General features: G+C 46.7%; 12 protein-coding genes. 8 read left to right on the forward strand and 4 right to left on the reverse strand.

Features of this window, described 5'->3' with window-relative positions:
- Window positions 1–71: 71 nt before the first annotated feature.
- The gene (locus H6F98_RS07485; RefSeq protein WP_192218047.1) at window positions 72–2,939 is read right to left on the reverse strand and encodes a filamentous hemagglutinin N-terminal domain-containing protein; all 2,868 of its coding nucleotides are present in this window, start codon (window positions 2,937–2,939) and stop codon (window positions 72–74) included.
- A 210-nt stretch (window positions 2,940–3,149) separates the two neighbouring features.
- Here H6F98_RS07485 and H6F98_RS07490 point away from each other — a divergent pair, with 210 nt between their 5' ends.
- The 6 genes from H6F98_RS07490 to H6F98_RS07515 all read left to right on the forward strand — a co-directional run bounded on the left by H6F98_RS07490 (window position 3,150) and on the right by H6F98_RS07515 (window position 11,226).
- On the forward strand, window positions 3,150–4,064 hold the full coding sequence (locus H6F98_RS07490; protein WP_192218048.1) for a lipid kinase: 915 nt from the start codon (window positions 3,150–3,152) through the stop codon (window positions 4,062–4,064).
- A gap of 101 nt (window positions 4,065–4,165) precedes the next feature.
- On the forward strand, window positions 4,166–7,066 hold the full coding sequence (locus tag H6F98_RS07495) for a cation-transporting P-type ATPase (RefSeq protein WP_192218049.1): 2,901 nt from the start codon (window positions 4,166–4,168) through the stop codon (window positions 7,064–7,066).
- A 107-nt stretch (window positions 7,067–7,173) separates the two neighbouring features.
- A complete protein-coding gene (gene recF, locus H6F98_RS07500; RefSeq protein ID WP_192218050.1) occupies window positions 7,174–8,319 on the forward strand; it encodes a DNA replication/repair protein RecF in 1,146 nt (381 codons plus the stop codon).
- A 260-nt stretch (window positions 8,320–8,579) separates the two neighbouring features.
- Window positions 8,580–8,801, forward strand: a complete 222-nt coding sequence (locus H6F98_RS07505; protein ID WP_192218051.1) for a helix-turn-helix domain-containing protein — start codon at window positions 8,580–8,582, stop codon at window positions 8,799–8,801.
- 190 nt (window positions 8,802–8,991) lie between these two features.
- Window positions 8,992–10,182: a DUF262 domain-containing protein gene (locus H6F98_RS07510; protein WP_192218052.1), complete on the forward strand. Its 1,191-nt coding sequence runs from the start codon at window positions 8,992–8,994 to the stop codon at window positions 10,180–10,182.
- A 6-nt stretch (window positions 10,183–10,188) separates the two neighbouring features.
- The gene (locus H6F98_RS07515) at window positions 10,189–11,226 is read left to right on the forward strand and encodes an MAE_28990/MAE_18760 family HEPN-like nuclease (protein WP_192218053.1); all 1,038 of its coding nucleotides are present in this window, start codon (window positions 10,189–10,191) and stop codon (window positions 11,224–11,226) included.
- A 24-nt stretch (window positions 11,227–11,250) separates the two neighbouring features.
- Here the strand turns inward: H6F98_RS07515 and H6F98_RS07520 are convergent, their stop codons facing one another.
- From H6F98_RS07520 to pdxH, 3 genes are all read right to left on the reverse strand, one after another.
- Window positions 11,251–11,808: a Uma2 family endonuclease gene (locus H6F98_RS07520; protein ID WP_192218054.1), complete on the reverse strand. Its 558-nt coding sequence runs from the start codon at window positions 11,806–11,808 to the stop codon at window positions 11,251–11,253.
- A 98-nt stretch (window positions 11,809–11,906) separates the two neighbouring features.
- Complete coding sequence (locus tag H6F98_RS07525) at window positions 11,907–12,647, reverse strand: phosphatase PAP2 family protein (protein WP_192218055.1); 741 nt, start codon at window positions 12,645–12,647, stop codon at window positions 11,907–11,909.
- 122 nt (window positions 12,648–12,769) lie between these two features.
- A complete protein-coding gene (gene pdxH / locus H6F98_RS07530; RefSeq protein ID WP_192218056.1) occupies window positions 12,770–13,414 on the reverse strand; it encodes a pyridoxamine 5'-phosphate oxidase in 645 nt (214 codons plus the stop codon).
- A gap of 100 nt (window positions 13,415–13,514) precedes the next feature.
- Between pdxH and H6F98_RS07535 the strand changes: the two genes are divergently transcribed.
- Entirely contained in the window at window positions 13,515–14,615 is a 1,101-nt protein-coding gene (locus H6F98_RS07535; RefSeq protein WP_192218057.1) for an AI-2E family transporter, read from the forward strand.
- A gap of 205 nt (window positions 14,616–14,820) precedes the next feature.
- Complete coding sequence (locus tag H6F98_RS07540) at window positions 14,821–16,083, forward strand: FAD-dependent hydroxylase (protein ID WP_192218058.1); 1,263 nt, start codon at window positions 14,821–14,823, stop codon at window positions 16,081–16,083.
- Window positions 16,084–16,093 lie beyond the last annotated feature (10 nt).

Genomic DNA, 16,093 nt, shown 5'->3' on the forward strand with positions numbered 1-16,093 from the left:
CAAACACGATCAATTACCGTTACTTGATTAATGCTCTTTTGGCGCGTCCCTACTTGAATAATATATTTGTACTACAAATTGGCGATCGCGCTGTGCCAGTTGCGTAAGTCCTGTGTAATATTGCCGTCTGAGTCAAAAGCGATCGCACCGCCGTTACCCGTACCAGAAGAAGAGTTCAGGTTCCCGACTGTAATATTGCCGTCTGAGTCAAAAGCGATCGCACCGCCGTTACCTGTACCAGAAGAAGAGTTCAGGTTCCCGACTGTAATATTGCCGTCTGAGTCAAAAGCGATCGCACCGCCGTTACCGTTAATCGAGCTAGAGTCAAGTGTCCCAGTACTCGTATTAATCGCACCACCGCTTGTACTCGTGAGGCTAATTCCTCCACCCACTGAAGTGATATTACTAGTAGTAATGTCATTGTTTGCGATCAGATTCACAGAACCACCAGATGAAGCAATATCACTAGTAGTAATATCGTTGCTTGCGGTCAGATTTACTAAACCACCATTCGATGTAATTCCACCTTCCAACTGGATAGTTGTTGTTGTGAGGTTGACTCCGCTAGCAGCCGTCGTCTGAACGTTCTGTAGAGTGGTGATACCTGTCCCAGCTAATTGGGTAAGGCTGTCAGCAGCGATGGGCGAGGTGGCTGTCACATTGTTCGCGTTAGTAATCGTCAAGCCACCTAAACTGGTGTTTCCACCGACAGCATCACTAAAGTTGATATTGCCCGCACCCGCTTCTAGGTTCAGAATTGCTGTTCCCGCGTTGTACTCAACTACATAACCCTGCTGGCGGAGGGTAGAGGCTAAGTCATTCCATGTTTGTGTGTCTATCTGAACGTATTCCGCGTAATCTTCGCCTCCTATATCTCCGACTGGTGGCTCGTCGTTGCCTGGTTGACCATTCCCCCAGTTGGTGTAGCCAATTTTGGTTCCATCCTCCCAAAATATATTTCCTGCTTCTGGCCCCGTTACCCATCGCCAAGTGCCTTCTTCTGCTTCGTCACTCGCACCAATCCAAGCACCAAGACCATCCGGAATCCCTAGTGTAAAAACTTTGGCATTTTCTGCTTCTGAGGTAATCGTCACCAGATAACCTTGTTGACCTTTAAATGTTCTTTCTTCAGCGGCATTTAGTGCATCGATCCAATTCAATGGGTCAGCCACATATTCGTAGGTGTGAGCCGCATCCACGGTGCTATTAAACGCGATGTTGCCCCCTGCTGAGTTGATAGTAGTCTCCTCGCTGTAAAGGATGACTGGGCCATCGAAAGTGATATTGCCACCATTTGAGGCGATCGCTTCTCCAGTAAGATTAATCGACAAAGGAGCCGCCAAAATTATTGGTCCACCTGCTGTGGTTATATTCCCTACCGTAATTCTTCCACCTGACGCTTCTCCAACCGAGGTAAACGTTCCTTCTGGCGTGACAAAATCGGGTGGAACATTGGTAGGATTTTGCAGTTCGTCAAAGTCCAATCCTGCCCTCAATATCAGCGAAGGACTACCCGCCAAAATAGCAATATCCGGGTCTAGTCCTGTTAAAGCGACATCGGCTTGCGTGATTGTGATGTTTCCACCTGTAATGCTGCCTGTTGCTTCTACCTTTAGGGAAGCACCTGTGTAATCACCAAACCTGACATCCCCGATCGCTGTGATAATTGGATCGTAGAGACTAACAAAATTGCCGCCTTGTCCTGCCAAGTTGAGAATTGAGAAACTTCCACCACTTGAAAAATGAGCATCACCGGAGATAATGCGATCGCTTACTAAGTTGAGATTCCCGCCACTGGTAAATGGCGTCTGGTAAAGATGATTCAGTGCGAGAATATCAATTCCCTGATTGCCCTGAATGTAAAGATTTCCCCCGGCTTGGGCGAGGAAAGAATTCGCGACACTATCGCGCACTCGCACGATGTTCTGTGCCAGTAAATTCAAGTTACTAGTCGTTTGTAGCTGACTCTCTACCAGTATCAGGTCATGATTTGCCCAAAGAAATGCATTTCCTGCCGTTACACCCTTTGCCACTACATCACCGTTCTCAATCTCTAATCCCGAACTTGTTAGGGCAACCTGATTTCCGTTTACCACAACACCTGTAGCATGACCTGTGTTACCACCCGTCAATAACTCTGCTAAGGAGGCAGGAGTAGGGACAATCTCCCCTGAGTTTCCCTCTGGTGAGTTTGGGTCAGCCGTGATGAGGTTATTGGGTTGAATGTCTAAACTCAGCAGATGTCCTGGTTGAGAAAGACGCACGAGATTTTGCCCTGGCACGGCGGTGACAATGATGTTCCCGTTCGGTGCTGTCAGCTGTCCTGTACTAATAACAGTACCGCCCAGTAACGAGAGATTTTGCCCTTCTCCTACCGCTAGATTACCCGTGTTTAAAATTGCCCCTGGTGTTCCTGTTGTCCCAAAGTTAAAGGTATTAGGTGTGCCGATAAGTGAGGCATAGTTATTAAAACCCACTGCCTGAAACCAGCTGTTATCACTAAACCCGATACCTGTGGCAGTCGTAGCGGTAAAGTCAGCCGGGACATTGAGTTGGGCATTTGCGCCAAAAACTATCCCGGCTGGATTCATTAGAAATAAATTGGAATTGCCGCCACTGACTTGCAGCAAACCCTTGATTACTGAAGCCTCTCCTCCTGTAACACGTCCCAGAATATTTACAACGGCTGGGTTAGAAAGAAAGTTAGCGATTTGATGAGAATCTAGACCAAACTGCGTGAAGCTGTGGAAGAGGTTCGTGCCATCAGCGGAAGTTGTTCCACCCGTGATGTCAAAACGGTTGTCGTCGGGCGTGATGACAGTACCCGTACCATCTGCCTCTGGGACGATGGGTGTAGCAGCGATTGGTGCAACACTAAGGGCAGTAAAGAGGGGTAGTGCAATTAGCGATCGCCTTATTGTTCTCGCGCCTAATATCATCCGTTTACGGTTGCAAGCCTTAATTTTTGTAACATTGAGTCAGTCTTCAAAAATTTTTCACTAAACAAAGCTCTTGGAAGTATTCTTACCTCAGCCTGTTTTTCTCTCGGTAAAGCATCAAAGTCGAGCTAAGTATCTATAGCTATTGCAGTTGTTTTTCCCATATTTTGTGGGATTATTACAGTACTTTTAACAAAGATGAGGGGCAGCATGAGGCAGCGAGCGCTGTTGCTGGTAAATCATCACTCTCGGCGAGGACACGACACTCTTTCTCAAGTAGTGACGCAGTTGCAATCGCTGGGCTTTGAACTTTTTGAAGAGCCAACCGATCAAACCCAGCAGCTATCAGACATTATCCGGAGTTATCGCGGTCGCGTTGACATAGTAATCATCGGTGGTGGCGATGGCACCTTAAATGCCGCTATAGAGGGCTTAGTCGATACTCAACTCCCCTTAGGAATTTTGCCATTAGGAACGGCTAATGACCTCGCCCGTACTCTGAGGATTCCCCAATCAATACCCAAAGCTTGCCAGGTAATTGCGGCAGGTCAAAGCCAGCGGATTGATTTAGGAAAGGTTAACGATAAACATTTCTTTAATGTCGCGAGTCTTGGGTTGAGTGTACAAATTACAAGGCAACTGAACAAAGAAGCCAAGCGTGTTTGGGGAGTCTTGGCGTATGCGGTGACGGCGATTCAAGTGATTTGGAAAGCTCGACCCTTTCGGGCCCAGATTCGTCTGCGTGGAGAGTCAATTTCTGTAAAAACTGTACAAATTGCCGTTGGTAACGGGCGCTACTATGGCGGTGGCATGGCAGTGGCTGATGATGCGGCCATTAACGATGAACGCTTGGATTTATACAGTTTGGAGTATCATCACTGGTGGCAAATTTTTGTGTTATTACCAGCTATGTGGAGAGGACGACAGGCTAATTTGCAGGGTGTACGTACTCTTCAGGGCAAAGAATTTGAAATTTATACTCGTAAACCTCAGCCGATCAATGCTGACGGTGAAATCGTGACATACACTCCAGCGAAATTCCACGTTGTTCCCAAAGCGTTGGAAGTATTTGTGCCAGATTTCCCTGTGCTTCCTCCGTTAAAAAATATACCACGCGACGCTTGATAAACTAAGCACACAGAGGAACCGGGAAAGAACTAGTCTTTGTCGAGGCTTTAGGTTTAAGAATATGATTGATTTCGTATCGTGTTTAAGAAAACATTCCCGTGACTCCATCGACACGTTCAAATTCCTTACCTGATCTGGCAACTCCCTGGTATACCCTAGACGCTGAGAAGACGCTGTCAGAGTTCGGCAGCAACCCAGAAACCGGTCTGACTTCTCAACAAGTACAAGAGCGATTGCAGCAATATGGTTCCAATGAGCTAGAAGAAGCCGCAGGCCGTAGTTCTTGGGAAATTCTCCTTGATCAGTTCAAAAACATCATGTTATTGATGCTGATTGCGGTAGCCCTCATCTCAGGACTTCTAGACCTGTTAGCACTGCGACAAGGGTCATTTGAGGGTATTCCCTTCAAAGATACGATCGCCATTTTGTTGATTGTTATCCTCAACGGTGTCCTGGGTTATCTCCAGGAAAGCCGTGCAGAACAAGCGCTAGCGGCACTGAAAAGCCTTTCTTCCCCCAAGGTTAGAGTGATTCGGGACGGCAGAACCCTTGAAATAGATGGAAAGGAATTGGTGCCAGGAGACATCATGCTTCTGGAAGCAGGGGTTCAGGTGTCAGCCGATGGGCGTCTAATTGAAGAATCAAATCTTCAGATACGAGAGGCGGCACTCACAGGAGAAGCCCAAGCGGTAAACAAGAAGGTAGACATACACCTGAATGAAGAAACACCGTTAGGCGATCGCATTAACTTGGTCTATCAGGGAACTGAAGTTGTCCAGGGACGGGGTACTGTACTCGTCACTGGCACAGGGATGCGGACAGAATTAGGCAAAATTGCCGAAATGCTGCAATCTGTGGAAAGTGAACCAACGCCCTTGCAACGGCGGATGACTCAACTGGGTAATGTTCTCGTCACTGGCTCACTTATTCTAGTGGCGATAGTCATCGTGGGTGGCATGGCAGCCTCTTACTTCAAGTCGAATAGATTCGATTGGGGTGTCTTGCAAGAGTTGGTGGAAGTTTCTCTGTCGATGGCAGTCGCCGTTGTTCCAGAAGGTCTACCAGCGGTAATCACAGTTACCCTGGCGCTAGGTACACAGCGGATGGTGCGTCGTCATGCCCTAATCCGCAAACTACCTGCTGTGGAAACCTTGGGAAGTGTCACGACGATTTGCTCAGATAAAACTGGCACACTGACACAAAACAAAATGGTGGTGCAGAAAGTTGCCACCGGGAGACAGACGTTCAGCGTCACAGGTGAAGGTTACGCCCCTCAAGGGGAGTTTAGAATCAACAATCAGCCCACTACACCTGAGCAGAATCCAGAACTACAAACGCTGCTGCTTGCCTGTGTGCTGTGCAATGATGCCCTATTGCAACGTGAAGAACCCCAACGGCAGGAGAATGGCAAAGGTAAGGCGAAACAAAGCTTTGAGAGCGAGTGGGCAATTTTAGGTGACCCAACTGAAGGGGCGTTGCTTTCCTTAGCAGGGAAAGCGGGTTTGGAAAAGGAACCATTGAACCGCCAACTCAAACGGGTTGAGGAGTTTCCCTTTTCCTCAGAACGTAAGCGGATGAGTGTGATTTGTGAAGGAAGTACTCAAAACGTCGCCCGTCCCGCGCAAAATTCACCCTTCATCATGTTTACCAAGGGTTCACCTGAACTGATTTTGGAACGTTGTACCACCTACCAGCAAGGCGACGCTACCCAAGCACTTAGCAACGAAGAGCGCTCTTTGGTATTGGAGCAGAATAACCAGATGGCAGGTGCAGGTTTGCGGGTGTTGGGCTTTGCCTATAAACCTTTGGATACCAAGCCTCCGGAAGGCTCAGATGAAGCGACAGAGCGAGAGTTAATCTGGCTGGGACTGGTGGGAATGTTGGATGCGCCACGTCCAGAAGTGCGGGACGCGGTGGCAAAATGTCGTGAAGCTGGCATTCGGGCAGTAATGATTACGGGTGACCACCAGCTAACAGCACAAGCGATCGCGCATGATTTAGGGATTGCGAAAGTAGGCGATCGCGTTTTGGCAGGTCCGGAATTACAACGCCTTAGCCAGGAGGAACTAGAGCAACAGGTTGACAATGTCAGTATTTATGCCCGTGTTTCCCCAGAACACAAGCTGCGGATTGTCCAAGCCCTTCAGAGTCGTGGTAAATTCACCGCGATGACAGGCGATGGTGTGAACGATGCCCCTGCCCTTAAGCAAGCAGACATAGGTATCGCTATGGGGATTACTGGCACTGACGTGAGTAAAGAAGCTAGCGACATGGTACTCCTCGATGACAACTTTGCCACGATTGTTGCGGCAACAGAAGAAGGTCGGGTTGTTTACATGAACATTCGCCGCTTTATCAAATACATCCTGGGTAGCAATATTGGGGAAGTTTTAACGATTGCTGCGGCACCACTGCTTGGACTCGGTGGTGTTCCCCTTACCCCGTTACAAATCCTTTGGATGAACCTCGTCACCGATGGTTTACCTGCCCTTGCCCTTGCCGTAGAACCAGCAGAACCGGATGTGATGAAACGTCCTCCTTTTAGTCCCCGCGAAAGTATCTTTGCCAGAGGACTAGGCTCTTACATGGTTCGCATCGGTATTGTTTTTGCGATTATCAGCATTGCCTTGATGGTCTGGGCTTACAGCTATACCCATGCACCTGGATACAACGGAGAGGGAGGCCCGGATACTTGGAAAACGATGGTCTTTACCACTCTGTGTCTTGCCCAAATGGGTCACGCTTTGGCGGTTCGCTCTAACAATCGGTTGGTGATAGAACTCAATCCCTTTACTAACCCCTACTTGCTCTGGGCTGTGCTTGTAACGACAGCGTTGCAGTTAGCCCTGGTTTACGTTCCGTTCTTACGAGATTTCTTTGGCACTCACTTCTTGAGCTTGCAGGAACTTGGTATCTGCTTTGCCTTTAGCAGCTTATTGTTGGTTTGGGTGGAGCTAGAGAAGCTGTTTTTCCGTTTTTACTACTCTCGTCGCTCTTAAGTCAGTTGTTAGTGGTTAGTTGTTGGTTGTTTGTTATTAGTCGTTTATTGTTTGACCAATAACAATAGCAAACAACCAATAACGAATGACCAATAACCAATGCCAAAATGTATTTGAAAACTCTGCACCTTAGACAATTTCGCAATTATCGGGATTGTGTAGTCGATTTCGATGCCCCGAAGACAATTTTGGTGGGGAATAATGCTCAGGGGAAGTCGAATCTGCTGGAGGCGGTGGAGTTACTCTCAACTCTCAAGAGTCATCGTTCAGTACGCGATCGCGATCTCGTTTTGGAAGACGCGGCTGTTGGTCAAATTCAGGCTAATCTAGAACGTGCCTATGGCCCAGTGGAGCTAGCTTTAACTCTTCGTACTCAAGGACGGCGTACTGTTGCTCTCAATCAAGAATCCTTACGTCGCCAGCTAGACTTTTTGGGCATCCTCAATGCCGTGCAGTTCTCAAGCCTAGATTTGGAACTTGTGCGGGGCGCACCAGAACGGCGTCGCAATTGGTTGGATTTGATACTCACTCAACTAGAACCTATCTACGCCTACATTTTGCAGCAATATAACCAAGTGCTGCGACAGCGTAACGCCCTCCTCAAAAAACTCCGCAAGCAAGAGTTAGAAGGCAAAATTGATGAGTTATCAACCAGAGACTCTATTGATGAACTAGCGCTGTGGGATGCCCAACTCGCAACCACTGGCTCACGAGTGACGCGGCGGCGAGCAAGAGTTCTGGAACGACTTGCCCCACTCGCCACCACATGGCACACCAGTATTAGCGGAGCAACTGAGTTACTAGAAGTAACCTATGCTCCCAATGTCAGCATTGAAAAAGGCGATTCAGAGGGAGTGCAGCAAGCTTTTTTAGACAAAATCAAACAACGCCGAATTCCTGAACATACTCACGGTACAACTCTGGTTGGCCCTCACCGAGATGAAGTTGAGTTTATCATCAACGAAACTCCGGCAAGGTCTTATGGTTCTCAAGGTCAGCAACGGACACTTGTACTCGCCTTGAAGTTGGCAGAACTTCAGCTAATTGAAGAAGTCGTGGGTGAACCGCCACTGCTGCTACTTGATGATGTCTTAGCAGAACTCGACCTAAGTCGTCAAAATCAGCTACTTGATACTATTCAAGACCGATTTCAGACCTTGATTACGACAACACACTTGGGTGCTTTTGACTCCCAGTGGCTGAACTCTTCTCAAATTCTTACAGTTCAGGCTGGACAGATTAGCAGTTATTAACCGCTAAATCGCTAATGTCAGACTTATCGAGCCAATTTCGTTCTTCGGTATTGAGATTGAGGAGTAGAGAATCGCTTCTTTTGTGACAAAACGAGCTAAATAAAGGATGAACAGCCCTTGCTCTAGGCTTTAGTGTTGATACCATAGTAGATACTTCCCCTTAATTGGGGTTTTTGTGCAATTAGCGATCGCTTTAAGTTTGCGAGACCGGAAGCGATCGCTTTTACATTGATAAGTAAAACAGACGAAATTTCATCCTCATGTCAAGAGGCGAACTGGTCAGGTTGCGGATTAAGGAGTTTGCCGCTAGAGAGAACTGGACTCTCACAGAAGTGGCTGAGCGATCAGGAGTTCCTTATAGCACGATCAAAACGTATGCTCGCTCTCCTGGAATGGCAATGGTTGACATTGGTGCCTTACTAAAGTTGGCACGGATATTTGATGTGTCGGTTGAAGACTTATTTGAGGTAGTGGAGAAGTAAGTGGGTAATCTGGAAAAGAAACTTAGCGGCACACTTTAATAATATTTATTATTTGGAGTATTAGTATTCTTTTAGAACGGTTGCAAAAATTCCATACATAATAGTCGAAACTGATATCTTTATTCGATGAACACAGCTATTTTTTAATTTTTCATGTATTTTTAATGTCATTCTCTGGAGAATGTAGAAGATGCCATTAGCACCAACTGAAGAAAAAATGTGGGAGGTCTCAACCTCCAAAAATCGCACCGAAATGTCTGATGGTGAGATAAACGCAAAGTATGAGAAAGGAGAGCAAAGAATACTCACGGAAATCAATCGTGAAAAGCTTCCAAACTTTGTCGAAGCTTTAAAGAAGCCTGATTATATGGATTTACGACCCTTTTATCAAAGAAGGGCGCGTTGGGATTCAAAGATGCAATCACGACTAATCGAGTCGTTTCTCATAAATATTCCCGTCCCTCCAATTGTTCTTTACGAGACGAAGTTTAACTCGTATGAGGTGATGGATGGTCAACAGAGAATCAGCGCCATTCAGGCTTTTTACGAAAACCGACTCAAGCTGACTGGACTCGAACTTTGGCCAGAACTGAATGGACGTAACTACGCTGAACTTCCTGGGAAAATTAGGGCAGGAATTGATCGTCGATCCATTTCATCTATAGTACTTATCACCGAGTCGGCATCTAATCCTGAAGAAGCGCTGCTCCTAAAACAGCTTACCTTCGAGCGCCTTAATAATGGAGGCGTGGATTTAAGTTCGCAGGAGGTACGCAATTGTTTGTATCAGGGAAATTTCAACTCACTATTGCTCGAACTAGCGCGTCATCCCATATTTGCGGAGGCTTGGGGAATCCCTATAGAAACTCATGAAAAAAACGAGGTCGTATCGAATAAACTGGCTAAAAACAAACTGTATCAAAAGATGGAAGATGCGGAGTTGATTCTTCGTTTCTTTGCTCTGCGGCACGCCGAGAACTTTCAGAGTGGACTGGAGAGATTTTTTAACCTCTATATGATCAGAAGTCTGAAGTTTTCTGATGAAGATATTAAGTTCCTCAAAAACCTTTTTTTAGAAACACTCGCTCTAGCTAACACAATCTACGGAGAGACTTTATTCAAGCCCTTTGATCCAGAATATAATACATGGAAAAATCGCGCTCATAAAGCTTATTACGATGCAGTTATGGTGGGCTTGAGCAGGAATTTGCCCAACGCAAAAGTGTTAGTTGAGCAGAAGCGAAGAGTAATTGAAAAGACAAAGGAGCTTTTTAGAAAGGACGAATCAAAACTATTGATAGGTGCGGGAAGGACTAAGGCTGATATCCAGGAGCGACTAAGACTATTCGATGACATGCTTTCGCAAGTCATCGGAGAATAAATAGCGATGTTTCAGGAGCTTCTCAATACAGTAAATGTGAAGACTTCCACTGTCCGAGCGCTCATCCAGACTAATGAGAGGCTTAGAGAAATCGTGTTTGGAAGGGGTTCTGTAACAAGACAGGAATCAGACGAGGACACAGAACTCACTAGACTAATCAAGGGTGTTCCAGGGGTAACCGATTGGCGAGTGTATGATCACTGTGCTGTGGTTACGCGCTTGTACGCCATCTATGAACGTTTTGTTGAGAACTTAATCACCGATTGGGTCAGGCTTCTGCCGAGTATATTTCCACGTTATGTAGATCTTGAAGAAACAATCCAGAATACTCACCGGACGGGTGTGGGTCGTTTACTGTGTGACCTAAAGAAGAACAGGTTTGAACACCTTTCCATCGACCAGGTTGTTCAAGGTTTATTTCGTGGGGTGACTGGTGAAGAGGAATACGCGCTGTTGCCCGATGCGTTTCTCTTGCACGAGCAGAATTTAAGGAAAGGAGTGCTGGAGCAATTGTTAGCTGGCGCTGGAATCCAAAATGCTTGGGCTTGGGTGGAGAAGCATAGAGCCGTAAAGCATTTTTTGGAGGTTCGGGTAAGTGAAAACACTGCCGAAGGAGAACTCAATGAACTGGTTACCTATCGGAATGAAGCAGCTCACGGCGCTGTTATAGACAACTTTCTGGGTTCAAACGCGCTGCTGGAATTATGTGAATTTATCGAGACTTTGTGTCAAGCACTGGCTGAGTTGGTAACTTATCAGGTTATTGAGCAGCAGAAATCAATAGGGCAGGTCAGAGAGATTGGGCGCATTACAGAGTGGTTTAAAAAATCTAGGGCTGCGGTAGCAAAGGTTGAGGAAACTACTTTGTCAGTCAGAGGAAGCCTTTTTTTAGTTGGTGAGACGTACTGTCAGTTGGCTACGATTGAGAGTATTCGGATTGATGACGTTGATCAGGAGACCGTGAAAACAACCAGTGGAATGGAAGTGGGGTTTAAGTTTGATGTCGATGCGAGAGAAGGTTTGCGCCTGTACATGGTTTGGTGAAATGGTAGGAAAGTCCACTCACCCTTACAACAACTTTTTTAGTACCAAAGTAAACCCAGGCACTACCTCTTCACCACTCAACGTTGCTGTAGCAGGATACTGGGTAATTGTCCCATCAGCTCGATAAACCAAAGCTTGCTGATTCTTACGATCAATCAACCATCCCAACCGTACACCATTGTCAATATACTCTTGCATCTTCGCTTTGAGTGTTTCTAATCTATCAGTCTTAGAACGAATTTCAATCACAAAATCAGGGGCAAGGTTGAGAAATTGATCTTCTCCCTTGTCCCATCCTTCTGGTAAGCGTCCTTTAGCTACAAAAGCCGCATCAGGTGACTTGACAGCCGTATTCGCCAATTTGAAGCCAGTGCTTGGACTAAAGACTTCGCCCAAATCCTGACTTTCCACCCAAGTCAGCAGAAAAGCTCCTGCCTTTAATTCTCTATTGCCAGAAATTCCCCCTGTTGGTGGCATCGTTATTATTGTTCCATCAGCGTTTCGTTCAAACCGTAGCTCTGGGTTCTGGGAACTCATCTGCATCAGTTCTTCATCCGTTACTGCTGCCCACGCTTTCACCATTGTTCGCTCAGCCCTTGCTCTCGTTGGCTTTTTATAGCTGAACTATAGCAACTTTTAAATTGCCTACATCTCGCCTAGCTTAGCTATCATTCCACTAGCTATGATGACTTTCTCAAACGCTGACGCGCCGCTTGATGCCCCTTGTGTACTTCCAAATAGAGGATAGCCGTGGCAAGCCAAATCAGTCCTGCTGCGTAGCCTGCCACCACATCTGTCGGCCAGTGAATACCTAAATAAAGCCGACTGAAGCCAATGATTGAAACAAGCAGAATCGTCCCGATCGCAATCCACCACTGCCAGAGAGGAAAGCGAACGGCTAGCAAATAACCAACCAATCCATAAATGACCAGTGACATCATCGCATGACCACTTGGAAAACTAGAGGTGTGGGTTTTCCCCTCAACCAGTTCCCATAATTCAGGGCGATCGCGATTAAACATGAATTTAATCAGAAGATTTAAGCTGACTGCACCAATGGCTGCGATCGCTAACGCCTTAAATTCTGCCTTACGCCGTCGTCTCCAAAACGTTACTCCTAAACCCAGGCACACCAAAGTAACAACCACTGTGCCCCCCACAAACGAGAACCCATGCATCACATAATCGAGTAGCGGTGTATGCATGGGCTTAATCGCTAACAGAATATTTGTATCAATTGCTTTAGTTTGCTTCTCCAACACTTCATCGGCAAGTTCAAGAAAGCCCCAAACTGACAAAATAGCAACAATTAATCCTGTAATCGGGATGGTTGTCAGTAGCAAGGGGAATTTAGCATGAACCTGCTCTTGCCAAACACGAACAATTTGCTGACTAAAGCTGCGTCTGTTTTGGGAAGGCATCGTGAAGAGGAGGGAAAAAACCGCAGGAAGTATAAAGTTACCCTATCACCTTATCCAGTCCAGATTTCGGAAAATCGAAGCTACGCAAAGCTCTGCTCCTGCTTCCTCGACTTTACTCAAATCTAAGGCGATAGGCGTTGAATTTTCCAACTTCCATCTTCACTACGCTGGTAGAGCAACCTATCATGTAGCCGACTGGGACGCCCTTGCCAAAACTCTATTTCACTGGGAATTACCCGAAAACCTCCCCAATGAGGCGGACGGGGAACGTCTTTGTTGTCGTATTCTTCCTTAAGCTTCTGTAACTGTTGCTCCAATACCTCACGACTTTCAATGACTTGACTTTGATTAGAAGCCCAAGCGCCAAGCTGAGAGCCTATTGGACGGCTATGAAAATACGCATCAGATTCAGCGGGTGAAACCTTCTCAACACGCCCCTCAATGCGTACCTGTCGTTCTAACTCGGCCCACCAAAATGCGATCGCTCCCCAAGGGTTCTCGACCAACTGCTGCCCCTTATGACTTTGGTAGTTGGTATAAAAGACAAAGCCCCGTTCATCATAATCCTTCAATAACACGATTCGAGCGGAAGGCTTGCCATCGGAGGTAACAGTAGCAATTGTCATTGCGTTGGGTTCTGGCAACTGAGCAGCTACCGCTTGCTCAAACCAGGTTTTAAATTGCTCAAATGGATTGGCATGTACATCCATTTCACTTAACCCTTGGAAGGTATACTCATGACGCAAATTGGCTACGCTTGTGTCCATCTCTTATTTCCTCTGGTCGTTGTTATTGTCTTTCAATTGCACTTGCAAGCTCTAGTTGTATGATTCTGCCTCAATGAGCTGCTACCACAGGGTGTTCTCGATGCGCTTTCCTGCCGACTTTCAACGCCTCTTGGTTCTTGGTCTGAGTGGTCCACTTTTGGCGCTTAATCTCTGGGTTCTGTCGCAAATCTTTCGCTACTTTGAGCATCTAATTACGGTACTCGCGATCGCAGCAATTCTCGCCTTTTTACTAAACTACCCTGTCCGGGTTTTAGAGCGGCTTTGTCGGACTCGAACTCAGGCAGTGATTGTTGTTTTGCTTTTGACATTGGCGCTTTTGGTCATTTTAGGGATGACTCTAGTGCCAGTGGTGATTGACCAAACCACCCAACTGTTAAACAATATCCCAGCTTGGCTAGAAGCTAGTAATGATAATCTTGATCGATTAGACACTTGGACAAAAGCTCGTCGCTTACCACTTGACCTCAAAGGCTTTAGCGATCGCCTCAATGCCCGCATTGAAAGTCAAGTGCAGGTTCTGGCAACTCAAGTGCTTGGATTAGCCCTCGGAACGCTCTCAGGACTCTTAGATACGGTCTTAGTTATTGTCTTGGCATTTTATATGCTGCTCTATGGTGAGAGCCTCTGGCGGGGTTTAGTAGACTTACTTCCTACTCATATTGGTGTACCCTTAGGCGAATCCCTGCGACTAAATTTTCAGAATTTTTTTATCAGCCAAATCTTGCTGGGGTTATTTATGTTTGCCACCCTGACTCCAGCATTTGTAATTTTGGAAGTGCCATTTGCTCTACTGTTTGCCTTACTGATTGGCATAGCTGAAGTAATTCCACTCATCGGCGCAACCCTAGGCATCGCATTGGTTACCCTGTTGGTCATGCTCCAAAATTTTTGGTTAGGGATTCGGGTAGCACTTACAGCCATTTTCATGCAGCAGATTAAAGACAATCTCCTAGCGCCTAAGTTAATGGGTCAGTTTACAGGACTCAATCCTATCTGGATTTTTATCGCTTTACTGATGGGTGGTCAGATTGCTGGATTGTTGGGTGTGATTGTCGCTGTCCCGATCGCAGGGACAATTAAGGGCACAATCGAGATTATCCACCTTCACCGTAAGCCCCATCTCGTCGCTACCGAAACTGTTGCTCATGAACCCTCCAGTAACATGAAACCTGAGGAGTGAGGGAACCAGGAATTAATTCTAACGGGTGTAGGTTTTTTGACGCTCTCGCGGCGAGGAAGCCCGATTTAATTTATCCCAATCCCAAATCCCCAGTCGGCATATACAGGAAATCGACTACAGCAACCTGCAACTTGATCGCTCTAGCTGTAAGCGTCACAATAAAGGAGAGTAAATATTTCTATAGTTTTTTATAAATCTATTGACAATGGCGCTGGAACAACTGACTCAAACTCCCCCAAGCACCCAACAGGGCTTTGATTATGATCTGGCAATTGTCGGTGGCGGCATTGCCGGAGCCACTCTCGCTTGTGCGTTGAAAAACTCTAAGTTGAGCGTGGTGTTAGTTGAGGCACAGCTGCCCTCTGTAGCAGCAGTCAAGCCACAAGCTTACAATCTTTCTATCCTATCAGGGCGTATTTTTCAGGGAATAGGGGTTTGGAATAAGATTCTGCCTCAAATTACCACTTATCGCCATATTCGGCTCTCGGATGGTGACCATGCAGGTATTGTACAGTTCCATCCTGCTGATTTAGGAACGGAGGCTCTGGGTTATGTGGGAGAACACAACATCTTGCTGACAGCGTTACAGGAGTTTTTGGCAGAGTGTCCCAACGTTAGTTGGCTATGTCCTGCTGAGGTTGAGGAGGTCGAGTATCAAGGTTCTGGGGTAGAGATTAAGGTGAAGGTGGCTGGTACTTACCGTCAGCTAAGGACGCGCTTAGTTGTGGGGGCAGACGGGGTGCGATCGCAAATTCGTACTAGTGCAGGCATTACCACCAAAGGCTGGCAATACTGGCAGTCTTGCGTCACAGCAAGGATTAAAACCGAGAAGCCCCATAACAATACTGCCTTTGAACGCTTTTGGTCGAGCGGTCCAATGGGTGTGTTGCCACTACCAGGGAATCGCTGCCAAGTGGTATGGACAGCCCCTCATGCCGAAGCGAAAGCCTTAAAGGAACTGGATAAGGCAGAGTTTCTATCGTTACTGGAACAACGCACAGGTGGGCTATTAGGGCATCTGGAACTGGAGAGCGATCGCTTTGTCTTTCCTGTACAGTTGATGCAAAGTGATCGCTACACCCAGCCTCGACTTGCCCTAATTGGTGATGCGGCGCACTGTTGTCATCCGGTTGGCGGACAAGGGTTAAATATGGGCATCCGAGATGCTGCTGCCCTAGCACAAATCCTGCAAGCAGCTACTCAGCAAGGTGAAGATATTGGAGATGTACAAGTACTAAGACGCTACGAACGCTGGCGTAAATTAGAGAACTGGGCAATTCTAGGCTTTACCGATGTTCTTGACCGAATGTTTTCCAATAACTGGTTGCCAGTGGTAACGACTCGCCGCTTTGGCTTATGGATACTACAAAACATTCATCCCTTTAAATCTCTAGCGTTACGCTTGATGACAGGGCTGTTAGGGCGTACTCCCCACCTAGGGCAAAGCAGTGGGCAGATTGAGGGATAAACTATAGCGC

Origin of the sequence: Microcoleus sp. FACHB-SPT15, assembly GCF_014849525.1 — a bacterium.
Lineage (GTDB): Bacteria > Cyanobacteriota > Cyanobacteriia > Cyanobacteriales > Coleofasciculaceae > Symplocastrum > Symplocastrum torsivum.

What these genes read in the sequence shown, in the direction of transcription:
- H6F98_RS07535 (WP_192218057.1), top strand. Translation starts at nt 13,515, where the DNA reads ATGCGCTTTCCTGCCGACTTTCAACGCCTCTTGGTTCTTGGTCTGAGT.
- recF (WP_192218050.1), top strand. Translation starts at nt 7,174, where the DNA reads ATGTATTTGAAAACTCTGCACCTTAGACAATTTCGCAATTATCGGGAT.
- H6F98_RS07515 (WP_192218053.1), top strand. Translation starts at nt 10,189, where the DNA reads ATGTTTCAGGAGCTTCTCAATACAGTAAATGTGAAGACTTCCACTGTC.
- H6F98_RS07490 (WP_192218048.1), top strand. Translation starts at nt 3,150, where the DNA reads ATGAGGCAGCGAGCGCTGTTGCTGGTAAATCATCACTCTCGGCGAGGA.
- H6F98_RS07520 (WP_192218054.1), bottom strand. Translation starts at nt 11,808, where the DNA reads ATGGTGAAAGCGTGGGCAGCAGTAACGGATGAAGAACTGATGCAGATG.
- H6F98_RS07540 (WP_192218058.1), top strand. Translation starts at nt 14,821, where the DNA reads ATGGCGCTGGAACAACTGACTCAAACTCCCCCAAGCACCCAACAGGGC.
- H6F98_RS07510 (WP_192218052.1), top strand. Translation starts at nt 8,992, where the DNA reads ATGCCATTAGCACCAACTGAAGAAAAAATGTGGGAGGTCTCAACCTCC.
- H6F98_RS07525 (WP_192218055.1), bottom strand. Translation starts at nt 12,647, where the DNA reads ATGCCTTCCCAAAACAGACGCAGCTTTAGTCAGCAAATTGTTCGTGTT.
- H6F98_RS07505 (WP_192218051.1), top strand. Translation starts at nt 8,580, where the DNA reads ATGTCAAGAGGCGAACTGGTCAGGTTGCGGATTAAGGAGTTTGCCGCT.
- H6F98_RS07485 (WP_192218047.1), bottom strand. Translation starts at nt 2,939, where the DNA reads ATGATATTAGGCGCGAGAACAATAAGGCGATCGCTAATTGCACTACCC.
- pdxH (WP_192218056.1), bottom strand. Translation starts at nt 13,414, where the DNA reads ATGGACACAAGCGTAGCCAATTTGCGTCATGAGTATACCTTCCAAGGG.